This window comes from Edaphosphingomonas laterariae (assembly GCF_900188165.1).
Lineage (GTDB): Bacteria > Pseudomonadota > Alphaproteobacteria > Sphingomonadales > Sphingomonadaceae > Sphingomonas_E > Sphingomonas_E laterariae.
Window position 1 is genome coordinate 57,116 of sequence record NZ_FZOS01000001.1, and the last position, 15,547, is coordinate 72,662.

Sequence of the window (15,547 nt, forward strand, 5' to 3'; positions counted from 1 at the left end):
TCACAGCCCGAGTGTCTCCGGAACGGCATCGCGATAGAAATCGAGCCGGCGCAGGAAGGCGAGGGGGTCTTTCCGCGTGACCAGCGCGTCCGCCGGCGTGTTGAGCCAGTCCCACGCCCGCGTCAGCAGGAAACGCAGGCAGGCGCCACGAGCCAGGGCGGGGAAGGCCGCCCGCTCGGCGGCAGAAAGGCCGAACGATGCGTCATATCCGGCGATCAGCGCGGCAGCGCGATCGGCATCGAAGCCCGTACCGTCATTCTCGAAGCACCAGGCCGCCTGCGTCACCGCGACGTCCCACGCACGCACTTCCTGCGCCGCGAAGTAGAAATCGATGATGCCCGACACCTTGTCGCCCAGCATCAGCACATTGTCCGGGAACAGATCGGCGTGGACCACGCTACGCGGCAGTTCCCCCGGCCAATTGTCAGCAAGATAGCGCAATTCGTCCTGCACGCGCGCTTGAAGACCGGGCTGGATGGCATCGAGATCGGCACCGCAGCGCTGGGCCAGCGCCGCCCATCCTTCGAGGCCGAGGGCATTCGCGCGCTGCCCGTCAAAATCGGCGAGCGCGGCGTGCATCTGGCCGAGCGCTTCGCCGGTCGCATAGGCCTGCGCGGCGGTGGGGTGACTGACCGAAACGCCCTGTAGAAACTCGATCAGGCAGGCCGGACGGCCAGCGACCGTCTGCAGCTGCGTGCCGTTCCGATCGGCCAGCGCGCGCGGCACCGGGAGGCCCTTGTCGGCGAGGTGATCGAGCAAGGCGAGAAAGAATGGCAGGTCGGCGACGTCGACCCGCTTTTCATAGAGCGTGAGGATGAAGCGCTGTTCGGTCGTGTCGACCAGATAATTGCTGTTCTCAACACCTTCGGCGATGCCCTTGGCCGATACCAGAGTTCCCACGCCATAGCGCTCGAGCAGCGCCTCCATCTCTTCGGCTGGGACATGCGTATAGACGGCCAAATTCTTTCCCCCGGGGCTTAACAATAAAGTGGCTGAGGCGGGCTCAGGCGGCAGCCAGCGATCGCGGCAGCTTGAAAACCATGTTCTCGCTCGCCGTCGTCACTTCGCTTTCGTCGACGGTGAAGCGGGTCGCCAGCCTGTCCACGACTTCGCGAACGAGCACTTCGGGCGCCGAGGCGCCGGCGGTGATGCCGAGCGTCCGGACGTCATCAAGCCAGGCGAAGTCGATATCGTCGGCGCGCTGGATCAGGGCCGCCTTGACGCCGCCCCGTTCGGCGACTTCCACCAGCCGCAGTGAATTGGAGGAGTTGGGCGCGCCGATCACCAGCATGGCATCGCATTGCACGGCAATCGCCTTCACCGCCGCCTGGCGGTTCGAGGTCGCGTAGCAGATATCCTCGCCCCGCGGCGCCTGGATCGACGGGAACCGCCGCTGCAGCACCGCGATCGTGGCGGCCGTATCGTCCACGGAAAGCGTCGTCTGGGTGAGGAACGCGAGATTGTCGGGATCGGCGGGCTGGACGGCCTCGGCATCGGCGACGGTTTCGACCAGCGTCATGCGGCCATCCGGCACCTGGCCGAAGGTGCCGATCACCTCCGGGTGGCCCTTGTGGCCGATGAACAGGATATGGCGGCCATCATCGACAAGCCGTTCGGCCTGGCGATGGACCTTGGAAACCAGCGGGCAGGTGGCGTCGACATAATCGAGGCCGCGTTCTTCGGCCTTGTGCGGCACCGCCTTGGGCACGCCATGGGCCGAAAATACCACCGGGACGCCATCGGGAACCTCGTCCAGTTCCTCGACGAAAACGGCGCCCTGCGCCTTCAGGCTGTCGACGACGAAACGGTTGTGGACGATTTCGTGCCGCACATAGACGGGCGCGCCGAATTTCTGGATGGCAAGCTCCACGATGCGGATCGCGCGGTCGACGCCGGCGCAGAAGCCGCGCGGTGCCGCGATCAACAGGCGAAGCGGAGGAAGGGTAGTATTTGCGTCTGCCATGCCGCGGCTCTACGCGATTGCTTGCCTGCACGAAAGGCGCTTCCTATGATCCGCGCCCAGCCGGTTCGCGGCTGACCGAATTGCAGAGGATTGCCCGCTTGTTTCACCCCAAGACGATCGCCATCAGCTTCGTTGCGCTGGCGCTGGCCGGCTGCGCCACCAATGCCGAGTTCGATGAAACAGGGGGCATCAAGTCCGTCCGTTCTTCCTGCCCGGCGGTGGCGATTCCCGTCCATACGGCGGACGTGACCCTGTTCGATCCCGCCGGCAGCCGCGATGCCCGGGCGATCGATGTGGTCGCGACGATCACCAATTTGCGCAACACCTGCGTGCAGCAGGGCGATCGCATCGTCACCACGGCCACGTTCGACATTCAGGCGCGGCGCACCAACACCAGCGGCGCGCGCGAAGTCGTCCTGCCCTATTTCGCCACCGTCACGCGTGGCGGAACGCAGATCGTGTCGAAGCAGCTGAGCCGCGTCGCGCTGCGTTTCGCTGACGGCCAGAGCAGCGCGACGGCGACCGGCGGGGGCAATGCCGATATCGCGGCTTCGGCAGCGACTTTGCCGCCCGAGATCGAGGAACAGGTGACGCGTCGTCGCAAGCCTGGGGACCCGGATGCCGCGACCGATCCGCTGGCCGATCCGGCGGTCCGTTCGGCGCTTCGCCAGGCGAGCTTCGAACTGCTGGTCGGGTTTCAGCTGACGCAGGACCAGCTGGCGTACAACGCCACGCGTTGATTTTGCGGCAATGCAGCGCGGCGGGCGTTGACTTGAACGCCGCCGCGCGCCAAGGCGGATAGGCCGCCGGGGAGAGATTCCTGGACGAACGCGCGGGAGAGTGCGTCGGATTGCCATGAGCTGTCCGTCGCCGCCGAAGGAGCAACCGCCCCGGAATCTCTCAGGCCAAGGGACCGCGCGGACGACAAGGCACTCTGGAAAGCGGGCAGGAAACTGCCCCACCGAAGGGGTAACCCCGGATTGCGATCCGGGGGAAAGCTCTCAGGTTCCGTGACAGAGGGGGCGACGAAACCGAGGGGCGACAAACGCCCGCGCGTTTTGTCGGCCACGAACACGGGAGTGCCAGATGAGCGACGAATCCACAGACGAAATCCCGCAGACCCTGCCGCTCGACGCCTGGCATCGCGCGCGCGATGGCCGGATGGTGCCCTTTGCCGGCTATTGGATGCCGGTGCAGTATGAAGGCATCATGGCCGAGCATCAGTGGACGCGTTCGTCCGCGGGGCTGTTCGATGTCAGCCATATGGGCCAGCTGCTCATATCCGGCGAGGCGGCCGACGAAGCGCTCGAAACGGTCATGCCCGGCGACATCAAGGGCCTCACCGAAGGCCGCATGCGCTATTCGCTGCTGCTGAACGACAGCGGTGGCGTGCTGGATGACCTGATGGTCACGCGCACGCGCGGCGACCTCTATGTCGTCGTGAACGGCGCCATGAAATATGACGATATCGGCCACCTGCACGAACAGCTGCCCGAAGATGTGACGCTGAACCATATGGACGAGCAGGCCCTGCTCGCGCTGCAGGGGCCGAAGGCCGTCGATGCCCTGTCGCGGCTTTCGCCGGGTGTCGAAAGGCTCGTGTTCATGACAGCGGGCGCCTTTCGGCTCGGCGGCGTGTCCTGCTGGATCAGCCGTTCGGGATATACGGGCGAGGATGGGTTCGAGATTTCGCTGCCGGCGTCGGCTGCGGAAGCGATCGCCACGCTGCTGTGCGAACAGCCCGAGGTGAAGCCGGTTGGCCTGGGCGCGCGGGATTCGCTGCGCCTGGAGGCCGGTCTGCCGCTTTATGGGCATGATCTCGATCCCGATACGACGCCTATCTCCGCCGATCTGGGCTTTGCGATCCCCAAGCGCCGCCGTGAAGAGGGTGGCTTTCCGGGGTGCGATCGCATTCAGATCGAACGGGCCGAAGGCCCCGTCGTGAAGCGGGTGGGCCTCATCGTCGAAGGCCGGCAGCCGGTTCGCGACGGCGGCGTTGTGCTCGACGGCGATGGCAATGAAGTCGGCCGCGTCACGTCCGGCGGTTTCTCGCCCACGCTGCAGGTGCCGATTGCGATGGCCTATGTGCCCGTCTCGCTGGCGGCGGCGGATACCACCGTCACGCTGCAGCAGCGCGGCAAGCTGTTCCAGGCGAAGGTCGTGCCGATGCCCTTCGTCCCCCATAATTATGTGCGCAAGGGAGCCTGAGCCATGACGCTCTATTTCACCAAGGATCATGAGTGGATTTCGGTCGACGGCGATACCGCCACGGTCGGCATCACGGATTATGCCCAGTCGCAGCTCGGCGACGTCGTGTTCGTCGAAGTGCCGGCCGCCGGCACCAATGTCGAAAAGGGCAAGGAAGCCGCCGTCGTCGAATCGGTGAAGGCCGCGTCCGACGTCTACGCGCCGGTTTCGGGCGAAGTGACGGAAGGCAATGCCGCACTGGAGGCCGATCCCTCGCTGGTCAACAGCGCCGCCGAAAGCGACGGCTGGTTCTTCAAGCTGACGCTGGCCAATGCCGGCGAGCTGGACGGGCTGATGGACGAAGCCGGTTACAAGGCGTTCGTAGAGACGCTGTGAGCGTCAACCCCACCAGTCGCTGGGAGGCGCAGGACTATGCGGCGAACGCGGGCTTCGTGCCCGCGCTCGGTGCACCCGTCCTCGCCTTGCTGGATCCGCAGCCGGGGGAACATATCCTCGATCTGGGCTGTGGCGATGGCGTGCTGACCGCGAAGATCGCGGATGCCGGCGCAATCGTGGTGGGGGTGGATGCCGCCGATACCATGGTGGCCGCCGCCCTGGCGCGCGGGCTGGATGCGCGCGTTGCCGATGGCGAAGCGCTGGCCTTCGGGCCGGAATTCGATGCCGTTTTCTCGAATGCCGCGCTCCACTGGATGCTCGATCGCGGAGCGGTGGCGGCGGGCGTGTTTCGATCGCTCAAGCCCGGTGGCCGTTTTGTCGGCGAAATGGGCGGCCACGGCAATATCGCGAAGCTGCGGGCGGCGCTCCATGCCGAACTGGCGGCGCGCGGATACACCGCGCCGGTGACCGATCCGCAATGGTATCCAACACCCGATGAATTCGTGCACGTCTATGCGGCCGCCGGGTTCGTCGATGTGGATGCCAAACTTATTCCGCGCCCCACGCCGCTGCCTGCCGGCGTCGCGGGCTGGCTGCGTACCTTTCGCGCCGGTTTCATGGACACGGCCAACGTGCCCGATGCCGAGCAAGCCGAGGTGGCGCAAGCCGTCGAGAAGCGGCTCGAACAAGATTTCCTGCAACCCGACGGGGTTTGGGTTGCCGATTATGTCCGCTTGAGATTCAGCATGAGGAAAGCCTCTTAACATGCGCTATCTGCCTCTTACCGATGCCGATCGGAGCGCCATGCTCCGTACGATCGGCGCGGGCTCGATCGACGATTTGTTCGTCGATGTGCCCGAAGCCGCCCGGCTTTCCGCGCCGATCGCGGGACTGCCCAACCACGCGTCCGAAATCATGGTCGAACGCCAGCTGAAGGAGCTTGCCGGTCGCAATCTCGCGGCGGGCGAGGGGCCGTTCTTCCTCGGCTGTGGGGCTTATCGCCACCATGTGCCGGCCAGCGTCGACCATCTGATCCAGCGCGGCGAATTCCTCACCGCCTACACGCCCTATCAGCCGGAAATCGCGCAGGGCACGCTGCAGGTGCTGTTCGAGTTCCAGACGCAGGTCGCCCGCCTGCTCGGCTGCGATGTTGCCAATGCGTCGATGTATGACGGCTCGACCGCCTGCTGGGAGGCGATCGTGATGGCGCGTCGCATCACCAAGCGGGCGAAGGCGCTGATCTCGGCCGGCGTGCATCCGCATTATGTGTCGGTTTGCACGACCATGGCGAAGTTCACTGGCGACGTGCTGGAAACAAAGCTGCCCGACCTCACCGTCGGCGCGCCGGGCGACGATCTCGCCCGGCTGATCGCGGCGGTGGACAAGGAAACGAGCTGCGTCGTCGTCCAGAACCCCAACATCCTTGGCCATGTCGCCGATATGTCGGAACTGGCGGCGCGCTGCCATGAGATGGGCGCGCTGCTGATCGCGGTCGTCACCGAACCGGTCGCGCTCGGCGCGATCCGTTCGCCGGGCGAGATGGGCGCGGATATCGTGGTGGGTGAGGGCCAGGCGCTCGGCGTCGGCCTCCAGTTCGGCGGGCCCTATGTCGGCCTGTTCGCTACCCGCGACAAATATGTTCGCCAGATGCCCGGCCGCTTGTGTGGTGAGACGGTGGACGCGGAAGGCAAGCGCGGCTTCGTGCTGACGCTTTCGACGCGCGAACAGCATATTCGCCGTGAAAAAGCGACGTCGAATATCTGCACCAATTCAGGCCTTTGCGCGCTGGCCTTTTCAATCCACATGACCTTGCTCGGCGAACGCGGCCTGCGCGATCTTGCCGCGCTCAACCATGCCAAGGCGGTGGTCGCGGCGGAACGGCTGGCGAAGGTGCCGGGCGTCGAGTTGCTCAACGGCCCCTTCTTCAACGAATTCACGCTTCGGCTCTCGAAGGAAGCGCGGCCGGTGGTGCGGGCGCTCGCCGATGACGGCATTCTCGGCGGTGTTTCGCTGGGCCGCCTCTATCCCGGCGCGGAAGCTCTCCAGAACGGTCTTGTGGTCGCGGTAACCGAAACCGTGACGGACGAGGATATCGACGAATTGGCCGATGCGCTTGAGGAGGCGCTGCGATGAGCATCAACCAGAGCGGATGGCGCCCCGAAATGGCGTCTGGTGAAGCCGATGCCGGCGTAGCGACCTTCACCGGCAACAAGGGCCTGATGCTGGAAGAGGCGCTGATCTTCGAGATTGGCGACACCGACCGCACGGGCGTCGATCTGCCGGAACCGCCGAGGGTGGCGAGCCGGCTGGGCGGGCTCGAGCGCGATGCCACGTTCGGTCTTCCGGGCCTCGCGGAGCCGGAAGCCGTTCGTCACTATACGCGCCTCAGCCGTCAGAATTATGCGATCGATCTCGGTCTCTTCCCGCTGGGAAGCTGCACGATGAAGCATAATCCGCGCCTCAACGAAAAAATGGCGCGGTTGCCGGGCTTCGCCGACATTCACCCGCTTCAGCCGATCGATTCGGTGCAGGGTGCGCTGGCGCTGATCCATCTGGTCGGCGAATGGCTGGTCAAGCTCACCGGCATGGCGGCGGTGTCGATGAGCCCCAAGGCCGGCGCGCATGGCGAGCTTTGCGGCCTCCTTGCGATCCGTTCCGCGCTTGAAGCGCGCGGTGATGCCCGCAAGGTCATCCTCGTGCCGGAAAGCGCCCATGGCACCAATCCGGCGACGGCAGCCTTCTGCGGCTATGCGGTCGAAAATATCCCGGCGACGCCGGCGGGGCGCGTCGATCTGGCGGCGCTGAAGGCGCGGCTCGGGCCGGATGTCGCGGCGGTGATGATCACCAATCCGAACACCTGCGGCCTGTTCGAGCCGGACATGAAGGCGATTTCGGACGCCGTGCACGCGGCGGGCGCGCTGGTTTATTGCGACGGTGCCAATTTCAACGCCATCGTCGGCCGGGTTCGGCCGGGTGATCTGGGCGTCGATGCGATGCACATCAACCTGCACAAGACCTTCTCCACCCCCCATGGCGGCGGCGGCCCGGGCTCCGGCCCGGTTGTCTTCTCCGAATTGCTGGCACCCTATGCGCCGTTGCCCTTCGTCGAGCAGCAGGACGGCCATTATGTCCTGGTCGAAGAAGAAACGGCGGGCGAGCACCACGCGGCCTCCTTCGGCCGCATGGTCGCCTTCCACGGCCAGATGGGCATGTTCGTGCGCGCTGCGGCCTACATGCTCAGCCATGGTGCCGACGGGTTGAAGCAGGTGTCGGAAGATGCCGTGCTGAACGCCAATTATATTCTGCGCAGCCTGGAAGATGTGCTGGATGCGCCCTTCGCGGCGTCCGGACCCTGCATGCACGAAGCTTTGTTCTCGGACGATAATCTGCCCGAGGGCTTCTCGACGCTGGATATCGCCAAGGGGCTGATCGACGAGGGCTTCCACCCGATGACGGTCTATTTCCCGCTCGTTATCCATGGTGCGATGCTGGTCGAGCCGACAGAAACCGAGAGCAAGGCAGCGCTCGATCAGTTCATCGGCGCGCTGCGTTCGGTGGCCGAACGGGCCAAGGCTGGCGATCCGTCGCTCAAGGCCGCGCCGCATCTCGCGCCGCGCCGGCGCCTTGATGAAACGCTGGCCGCCCGCAAGCCGGTGCTGGTGTGGAAGGATGCCGCCACGGCCGTCGCGGCGGAGTGAGAAGGCGGGCGTGGCCGGTCCGTCCGGCCACGCCGCCATCATCGGAACCCGCGCTGCATCCCTGACGTTGGGTCAACACCCAATGACAGGGATCGCCGATGCAGGGGCTTTCGATCGGTTTGCTGGCTAGCCTTGGCGCCGGCATGGCCATGGGGCTGGCCGGCGGCGCCTTCGCCGTGCGTGGCGTGGCCCCGGACTATATTCGAATGGCCGACGGCCGATCGGATACGTTGGGCCCTTGGCGTGGGCGCTATGCGGCCGAAACGCGCGTGGCCGACCCATCCGAATATGGCCCGTCCGTGCGGGACGTTGGCTACGATCCCGTGGCCGCGAATTGCCCCGGCTGCTCGGACTATGAAATCGGTTATCGCTGGGCTGCCAGCGGCGCGGCCAGCACGACGGCCGACTGCGAAGCCTATAGCTGGTCTTATGAACGCGGCTGCATCGCCTGGCTTCGCGATCGCGGCAACAACGGAACGTAAGCATCGCAATCGCCTGCCGGGCGGCGTAATGGTGCAGCATGACCACGCTGCTTCCATTCCATATCGCCTTCCCGGTCCACGATCTGGTGGCCGCGCGCGCATTTTACGGTGGCGTTCTGGGATGCGCCGAAGGCCGAAGCGCGCCGGATTGGGTGGATTTCGACCTTTATGGCCACCAGATCGTGGCTCATCTCGATACTGCGGTGGCCCGACCGGAAACCAGCAATGCGGTGGATGGCCATGACGTGCCGGTGCCGCATTTCGGCGTGGTGCTGACGATGGCGGACTGGCATGCGCTGGCGGCGCGGATCGAGGCGGCCGGCATCCCGTTCGGCATCGCACCTTATGTCCGCTTTGCCGGTCAGCCGGGCGAGCAGGCGACCATGTTCTTTCGCGATCCTTCGGGGAACGCGCTGGAGTTCAAGGCCTTCGCGAATATCGACCAGCTGTTCGCGAAGGCCTGAACCGGGTCAGCGTGCGGCGGTAGCGCTCGGCGCGGGGGCAGGGGCCTTGGCGCTGATCCGCCAGATGGCATTGCCCACATCGTCGGCGATCAGAAGCGCGCCGGTGCGATCGGCGATCACACCCACGGGGCGACCGCGCGCCTGTTCCTTGTCGTCGAGAAACCCTGTCAGCACGTCGACCGCGGGGCCGGCCGGCTTCCCCTTGGCGAAGGGAACATAGATCACCTTGTAACCGGAGAAGGGGCGCCGGTTCCACGAACCGTGCTGGCCGATGAAGGCGCCGTCGGCAAATTGCGGGCCAAGCTTCACATCCTTGGCGAAGGTCAGGCCCAGCGATGCGGTATGGGGCCCCAGCGCATAATCCGGCCGGACGAGATATTGCCGCTGGTCTTCTTCCGGCTGCTCGACGCGCTCGTCGACATAGCCATGCCAGTAATAATAGGGCCAGCCATAGAACCCGCCCAGTTCCACATGGGTCAGATAATCGGGGGCGAGGTCGGAACCGAGCATGTCGCGCTCGTTCACCACCGTCCACAACATGTTGGTCGCGGGCTCCCAGGCCATGCCGGTCGGGTTGCGCAGGCCATAAGCGAAGACGCGATTGGCCTTGGTTTTGGGATCGACTTCCCAGATCGCGGCGCGGCCCTTTTCGACGGCCAGGCCGTTGTCGGCGATATTGGTCGCCGACCCAACCGAGACGTAGAGTTTCGATCCGTCGGCATTGGCGACGACATTGCGCGTCCAATGCCCCGGGGGATCGGCGGGCAATTTCACGATGGTTTCGGCGGGGGCGTCGATTTTGGTCTGCCCCGGCTTGAACGGGAAGCGGACCAGCGCGTCGACATTGCCGACATAGAGATGGTCACCCACCAGTGCCATGCCGAAGGGCGAGTTAAGATTGGAGAGCAGCACGCTGCGGCTTTCCGCAACCCCGTCCCCGTCCGCGTCGCGCAGCAATGTGATCCGATTAGGGGAGGCGACACCCGCGCCCGCCTTCGACATCAGGTTACGCATCACCCAGCCGCGCACGCCGCCGCCTTCGCGCGGCGGGCTGTTGCTTTCGGCGACAAGCACGTCGCCATTGGCCAAAGTGAGCATCCAGCGCGGATGGTCGAGCCCGGTAGCGAAAGCCTGCACGGTCAGGCCCGCTGCAGCCGCCGGGGCCTCGCCGGCTTTCCAGCCCACGGCCTTCGCCACCTTCATCGTCGGCAGCAGCGTTTTCTTCGGCTCCGCGATGGTGGGCTTGGCGCCCATCACCGCTTCGACGCTGAGATCGGCGCGTTCGTTGGTGAGCGCGGTCCAGCCGCCATAAGCGGCGCCGGCAAGGAGCAGCGGGATCAGGATCGTGCGGATTTTCATGGGCCTGATCCTTAAGCCAAAGCCGGCGAGGCCGCTACTCCTCGTCCGATATTGTTTCCACCGGCGGATGGAGACGGATCCGGGAAACGCGGCGGCTGTCGCCGTCGGTCACCTCAAGCCGCCAGCCGCTGCTATGCGTGACGATCTCGCCGATCTGGGGGACATGGCCGGCCAGAACCGACGCCAGCCCGCCCAGCGTGTCCACGTCTTCCTCGATCTCGGCAAGACGCGGATCGATCGCTTCGGCGACGTCCTCAAGTTCCGCGCGGGCGTCGGCATCCCAAAGGCCGTCATCGAGCGGGATGAGCAGGGCCTGCGTCTCCTCGTCATGTTCGTCGTCGATCTCGCCGACGATCTCCTCGACGAGATCCTCGATCGTCACCAGCCCTTCGGTGCCCGAATATTCGTCGACGACGATCGCGAGGTGCGTGCGCGTCGCCCGCATTTCCGCGAGCAGATCGAGCACGCCCATCGATTCGGGCACATAGCGCGGCTGGCGGATCAGCGTTTCCAGCGTGGCGGGATGCTGTTCCCCCGACGCCAGGATCGCGAACACGTCCTTGATATGGACCATGCCGACGACCTCATCGAGATTGTCGCGATAGACGGGCAGGCGGCTGTGGCCGGCATCCGCGAACAGCGCGACGAGATCGGCGAAGCTGATCGTCTCCGGCACGGCAATGATGTCCGCCCGTGGCACGCCGATATCGCCAGCGGTCCGCTCGCCAAAATGGAGCAGGTTCCGCAGCATCTGCCGCTCGATCGGGGAAAGGTCGCCCTTGGTCGGCGCCTCGCCTTCATGCTCCTCGATCGCTTCCTCGATCTGGTCGCGAAGCGTCGGCTCGCTGTCTTCGCCGAAAAGAAGGGCCCTAAGGCCGCGCCACAATCGGCCGCTACTGTCGCCGCTACTGGAATCGTCGGGCATGATGCAGGTTTTTCAATCCCCTTGTTGCGGGGACAGAATAGCCGCCACATCCCGGCCGAGTCGAGACGCTATCTCCCGCCTTGGTTCAGGCTTCCTCCACGGCATAGGGATCGGCGATGCCGAGCGATGCCAGCGCGGCCCGTTCGATCGCTTCCATCGCCTCGGCTTCCCCTTCGTCGATATGGTCGAAGCCCAGCAGGTGCAGCGTGCCATGCACGATCAGATGGGTGGCGTGAGTTTCGGGATTTACGCCTTTCTCATCCGCTTCGCGCACGCAAACGCCGCGGGCAAGAATGATGTCGCCCAGCAGAACCTCGCCATCGTCGCTGTTCGTCAGCCCCTCTAGCAGATCGGGCTGGACCATCGGGAAGGACAGCACATTGGTGGGCTTGTCCTTGTCCCTGTAGGTGGCGTTGAGTTCGCGCACCTCTTCATCGTCGGCATAGCGGACGGACACTTCGATCGCGACGGGATCGTCGACCAGCGGGCCATGCGGGCTGTGGCGGAATGCGGCCAGCACAGCGCGTTCGGCCAGTGCTTCCCAATCGACCTGGCCCTGCCATTCCGGTTCGATCTGAACGGCGGTTTCGATCATGCCGGTGTCACGTCCTCATCCTTGCCTTCATAAGCCTCGACAATCCGTCCCACGATCGGGTGCCGCACCACGTCGGCGGAGCCGAAGCGTATCGTCGCGATGCCCTGCACCCCTTCGAGCCGGTTCACCGCGTCGGCGAGACCTGAACTCCCCGGCACCGGCAGATCGACCTGCTTCGGATCCCCGCAAATCACCATCCGGCTGTTCATGCCGAAACGGGTGAGGAACATCTTCATCTGCGCAGGCGTCGTATTCTGTGCTTCATCGAGGATGATGAAGGCATCGGAAAGCGTGCGTCCGCGCATGAAGGCCAGCGGCGCAATCTCGATCTCGCCGCTGGTGATGCGCCGTTCCACCTGCTCCGCCGGCAGCATGTCGTAAAGGGCGTCGTAAAGCGGGCGCAGATAGGGGTCCACCTTCTCCTTCATGTCGCCGGGCAGAAAGCCCAGCCTTTCGCCGGCTTCGACGGCCGGGCGCGACAGGATCAGGCGATCGACCGACCCGGCGATCAGTTGCTGCACGGCCTGAGCGACGGCAAGATAGGTCTTGCCGGTGCCCGCCGGGCCCAACGCGAAGATCACGTCCGACGAACCCAGCGCCTCCATATAACGGATCTGGGTGGTCGATCGCGGAACGATGGTCTTCTTGCGGGTGCGGATCATCACCGCGGGCGGCTGGCTGACGTCGCTGCGAATGATGCCGTCGAGCGTGGGTTCGGCGGACATCGCTATCACGGCGTCGACGGCGCCCGCATCGATGTCCTGGCCCTGGACGATGCGGTTGTAGAGGCCGGTCAGCACTTCGCGGGCGCGCGCGGCGGCCTGAGCCTCGCCTTCGATCTGCAATCGGTTGCCGCGCGCGGCGATATAGACGCCGAGGCGGTTTTCGATGGCGACGAGGTTCTGGTCATATTCGCCGAAAAGGCGGCCGAGGAGCTGCGGCTTGTCGAAGAGGATTTCGAGGCGGGCGCGATCGCCGGCCTGTGCGGGTACGGGCTTACGCGACATAAATCTCCCTGGGCGACCCGCCGAAGCGGCGGGACTCGACGGGGCCAAGGTGGCGCTTTCCTCGGGCTACGGCAATGGGGGGATTTTCTGGCGCACCCCGGAAATCGAAACCGATGCAGCGGTGCATCACCTGCGCCGCCGCACCGCCTCCGTCGATCAAAGCGTGTAGAGGAAGGCGGTGAAGCCCCTCTTCTCGTCCGCCGTTGAAAAGCGCCTCGCCCCGCAACTCGCCCTCGCTCTCGCTCGTCCGGGCATGAGCTTGCCGGATTTTTGGGCCATGCGTGTCTCTCCCTATCCAGACACCATGAATAGTCGGAAAGGAGATACCTGCAGGCAGCCGGCGTCAAAGAAGAGGTTTTGATATCACTTGGTCGAACATTCGATGGAGCCAGGATCGATCACCGCGCGATAACACCAGTTAGGCTATTCGGGGCGGCAGCGACGATGTCGACTTCCACCATCTCGCCGATTGCGGGTCCATCCTCGACAATCACCGATTGAAGCCAGGGGGATTTGCCGATCCGCTGGCCCGGCTTCTTGCCATTGCGCTCGATCAGAACGCTCATCCGCGCGTTCAATTTCGTGCGGTTGAACGCATATTGCTGGTCGTTCAGCAGCGCCTGGAGCCGTTGCAGGCGATCGTCCATCACGGCCGCGGCGATCTGATCGTCCATCGCGGCCGCCGGGGTGCCGGGACGCGGCGAATATTTGAAGGAGAAGGCCTGAGCGTGTTCGACGCGCTCGATCAACGCCAGCGTCGCCGCGAAATCCGCCTCGGTTTCACCCGGAAAGCCGACGATGAAGTCGCCCGAAATGGCGATATCCGGCCGCGCTTCACGCACCCGGTCGATGACCCGCAAATAGCTTTCCACGGTGTGGCTGCGGTTCATCGCCTTGAGAATGCGATCGCTGCCCGCCTGAACCGGCAGATGGAGGAAGGGCATGAGCGACCCGACATCCTTATGTGCGTTGATCAGATCATCGCGCATGTCATTGGGATGGCTGGTTGTATAGCGGATGCGTTCCAGCCCGGGCAGCTTGTCCAGCACCCGGATCAATCCGCCAAGGCCCTGTGTGCGGCCGGCTTCATCCTCGCCTTCCCACGCATTCACATTCTGGCCGAGCAGGGTGATTTCGCGGGCACCGGCATCCAGCAGCGCCTTCGCTTCATCCATCACGGCCGCCCATGGCCGCGAAACCTCGGCACCGCGCGTATAGGGCACCACGCAATAGGTGCAGAATTTGTCGCAGCCTTCCTGCACGGTCAGGAACGCCGTCGGGCCCTGACGCCGCCGGGCCGGCAGGGCGCCGAATTTCGATTCTGCCGGCATGTCCGTGTCGACTGCCTTGGCCTTGCCTTCGCGCGCTTCGCGAACGAGATCGGGCAGCCGGTGATAGGCTTGCGGGCCGACGACGATATCGACGCTCGGCGCGCGACGGGGAATCTCCGCGCCTTCGGCCTGCGCGACGCATCCCGCCACGGCGATCATCGGCGTGCTGCCGTCCTCGCGGCGCAGGCGGCCGATATCGGAATAGACCTTTTCTGCAGCCTTTTCACGGATGTGGCAGGTGTTCAGCACGACGAGATCGGCATCGTCCGCGCCGGCGGCCGCGCTCAACCCTTCGGCCTCGAGCAGTTCGGTCATGCGCGCGCCGTCATAGACGTTCATCTGGCAGCCGAACGACTTGACGTGGAAGGTGCGGGGCAGGGGCTTGTTCATGGCGCGGCGCTATAGACCAAGGCGCCGCTTTCCAAAAGCGCCGCCTCGATCTCCGCGCGCGCGGTGGCGGCGACGGCCTTGCGCCCGCGTGACACGTCGATCGGCTCAAGGAAGCGAAGGGTTACGGGAATTCGGCCCGGCGCGTCGAGAATCCGCTTCGCGTTCGCGCCGGCGCCCTCGCCGTTCGTCCATGCAAGCCGGGACATGGCAGGACCATAATCGATCGCGATCGGCTGGACGACGATATCGGCCGGCGCACGATCCAGCGAGGCGAACAGGGAGGCGCGAAAGGGCAGCAATGTCAGGCCGTCGCCCGTCGTCCCTTCCGGAAACAGCACGGCCGGCCGGCCGGAAGCCAGCGCAGTGCCAAGCGCGTCGGCCTGCCCGCGCACGGCTGCGCGGTCACTACGGCTGATGAAGATCGTGCCGCCGATGCGCGCCAGCCAGCCGACGACCGGCCAACCAGCCACGTCATCCTTCGACACGAACGCCGCGCCCGTGCTGCCGCCGAGCGCCAGAATGTCGAGCCAGGAAATATGGTTTGCGACGTAGAGCACGTGGCTGCGAACGGGCGTGCCCTCGACCCGGACATCGAGGCCGAAGGATCGTCCTGTCAGCCCCATGAAACGGCCGACCCAAGGGGAAGGGCGACGGCTGACCAGACGATGCAGGCCGTGCCCCGGCAGGCTGACGCCCAGGGCGGCGGCAGCGAGCGCGACACGGCGGTGCAGGCGGAACGGCATCCGCGGG

Annotated in this window: 16 protein-coding genes and 1 riboswitch; of the genes, 8 read left to right on the forward strand and 8 right to left on the reverse strand. The window is 65.3% G+C overall.

The annotated features are described in order from the left end of the window. Both thrB and ispH read right to left on the reverse strand, forming a co-directional pair. Positions 1-960, reverse strand: coding sequence for a homoserine kinase (gene thrB, locus CHB74_RS00300; RefSeq protein ID WP_089217610.1), 960 nt, complete (start codon positions 958-960; stop codon positions 1-3). Between the two features lie 43 nt (positions 961-1,003). After that, the gene (ispH, locus tag CHB74_RS00305; protein WP_089217611.1) at positions 1,004-1,963 is read right to left on the reverse strand and encodes a 4-hydroxy-3-methylbut-2-enyl diphosphate reductase; all 960 of its coding nucleotides are present in this window, start codon (positions 1,961-1,963) and stop codon (positions 1,004-1,006) included. A gap of 98 nt (positions 1,964-2,061) precedes the next feature. Here ispH and CHB74_RS00310 point away from each other — a divergent pair, with 98 nt between their 5' ends. From CHB74_RS00310 to CHB74_RS00345, 8 genes are all read left to right on the forward strand, one after another. After that, on the forward strand, positions 2,062-2,703 hold the full coding sequence (locus tag CHB74_RS00310; RefSeq protein ID WP_089217966.1) for a hypothetical protein: 642 nt from the start codon (positions 2,062-2,064) through the stop codon (positions 2,701-2,703). An 83-nt stretch (positions 2,704-2,786) separates the two neighbouring features. Next, a riboswitch (glycine riboswitch) is annotated at positions 2,787-2,889 on the forward strand. Positions 2,890-3,049: 160 nt separating this feature from the next. Next, positions 3,050-4,171, forward strand: coding sequence for a glycine cleavage system aminomethyltransferase GcvT (gene gcvT / locus CHB74_RS00315; protein ID WP_089217612.1), 1,122 nt, complete (start codon positions 3,050-3,052; stop codon positions 4,169-4,171). 3 nt (positions 4,172-4,174) lie between these two features. Further along, positions 4,175-4,546, forward strand: coding sequence for a glycine cleavage system protein GcvH (gene gcvH / locus CHB74_RS00320; protein ID WP_089217613.1), 372 nt, complete (start codon positions 4,175-4,177; stop codon positions 4,544-4,546). Then, positions 4,543-5,310 (forward strand): class I SAM-dependent methyltransferase, encoded by a 768-nt coding sequence (locus CHB74_RS00325; protein ID WP_089217614.1) that lies wholly within the window; start codon positions 4,543-4,545, stop codon positions 5,308-5,310. Before gcvH ends, CHB74_RS00325 begins: the two co-directional genes overlap by 4 nt. Before the next feature lies 1 nt (position 5,311). Then, positions 5,312-6,679, forward strand: coding sequence for an aminomethyl-transferring glycine dehydrogenase subunit GcvPA (gcvPA, locus tag CHB74_RS00330; RefSeq protein WP_089217615.1), 1,368 nt, complete (start codon positions 5,312-5,314; stop codon positions 6,677-6,679). Further along, complete coding sequence (gene gcvPB / locus CHB74_RS00335) at positions 6,676-8,244, forward strand: aminomethyl-transferring glycine dehydrogenase subunit GcvPB (RefSeq protein ID WP_089217616.1); 1,569 nt, start codon at positions 6,676-6,678, stop codon at positions 8,242-8,244. Before gcvPA ends, gcvPB begins: the two co-directional genes overlap by 4 nt. Positions 8,245-8,342: 98 nt before the next feature. After that, positions 8,343-8,726 carry a hypothetical protein gene (locus tag CHB74_RS00340; RefSeq protein WP_089217617.1) on the forward strand — a complete coding sequence of 128 codons (384 nt, stop codon included), beginning with the start codon at positions 8,343-8,345 and terminating at the stop codon, positions 8,724-8,726. Between the two features lie 38 nt (positions 8,727-8,764). Continuing rightward, entirely contained in the window at positions 8,765-9,190 is a 426-nt protein-coding gene (locus CHB74_RS00345) for a VOC family protein (protein ID WP_089217618.1), read from the forward strand. A 6-nt stretch (positions 9,191-9,196) separates the two neighbouring features. Here the strand turns inward: CHB74_RS00345 and CHB74_RS00350 are convergent, their stop codons facing one another. The 6 genes from CHB74_RS00350 to CHB74_RS00375 form a co-directional block, all read right to left on the reverse strand. After that, positions 9,197-10,549, reverse strand: coding sequence for a PQQ-dependent sugar dehydrogenase (locus CHB74_RS00350; protein WP_089217619.1), 1,353 nt, complete (start codon positions 10,547-10,549; stop codon positions 9,197-9,199). Positions 10,550-10,583: 34 nt separating this feature from the next. Beyond that, positions 10,584-11,474, reverse strand: coding sequence for a hemolysin family protein (locus tag CHB74_RS00355; protein ID WP_089217620.1), 891 nt, complete (start codon positions 11,472-11,474; stop codon positions 10,584-10,586). A gap of 85 nt (positions 11,475-11,559) precedes the next feature. Next, a complete protein-coding gene (gene ybeY, locus CHB74_RS00360) occupies positions 11,560-12,069 on the reverse strand; it encodes an rRNA maturation RNase YbeY (protein WP_089217621.1) in 510 nt (169 codons plus the stop codon). Beyond that, positions 12,066-13,076, reverse strand: a complete 1,011-nt coding sequence (locus tag CHB74_RS00365; RefSeq protein ID WP_089217622.1) for a PhoH family protein — start codon at positions 13,074-13,076, stop codon at positions 12,066-12,068. Before CHB74_RS00365 ends, ybeY begins: the two co-directional genes overlap by 4 nt. Positions 13,077-13,474: 398 nt before the next feature. Continuing rightward, positions 13,475-14,797 (reverse strand): tRNA (N6-isopentenyl adenosine(37)-C2)-methylthiotransferase MiaB, encoded by a 1,323-nt coding sequence (gene miaB / locus CHB74_RS00370; RefSeq protein ID WP_089217623.1) that lies wholly within the window; start codon positions 14,795-14,797, stop codon positions 13,475-13,477. Next, positions 14,794-15,540: a lysophospholipid acyltransferase family protein gene (locus CHB74_RS00375; RefSeq protein WP_089217624.1), complete on the reverse strand. Its 747-nt coding sequence runs from the start codon at positions 15,538-15,540 to the stop codon at positions 14,794-14,796. Before CHB74_RS00375 ends, miaB begins: the two co-directional genes overlap by 4 nt. Positions 15,541-15,547 lie beyond the last annotated feature (7 nt).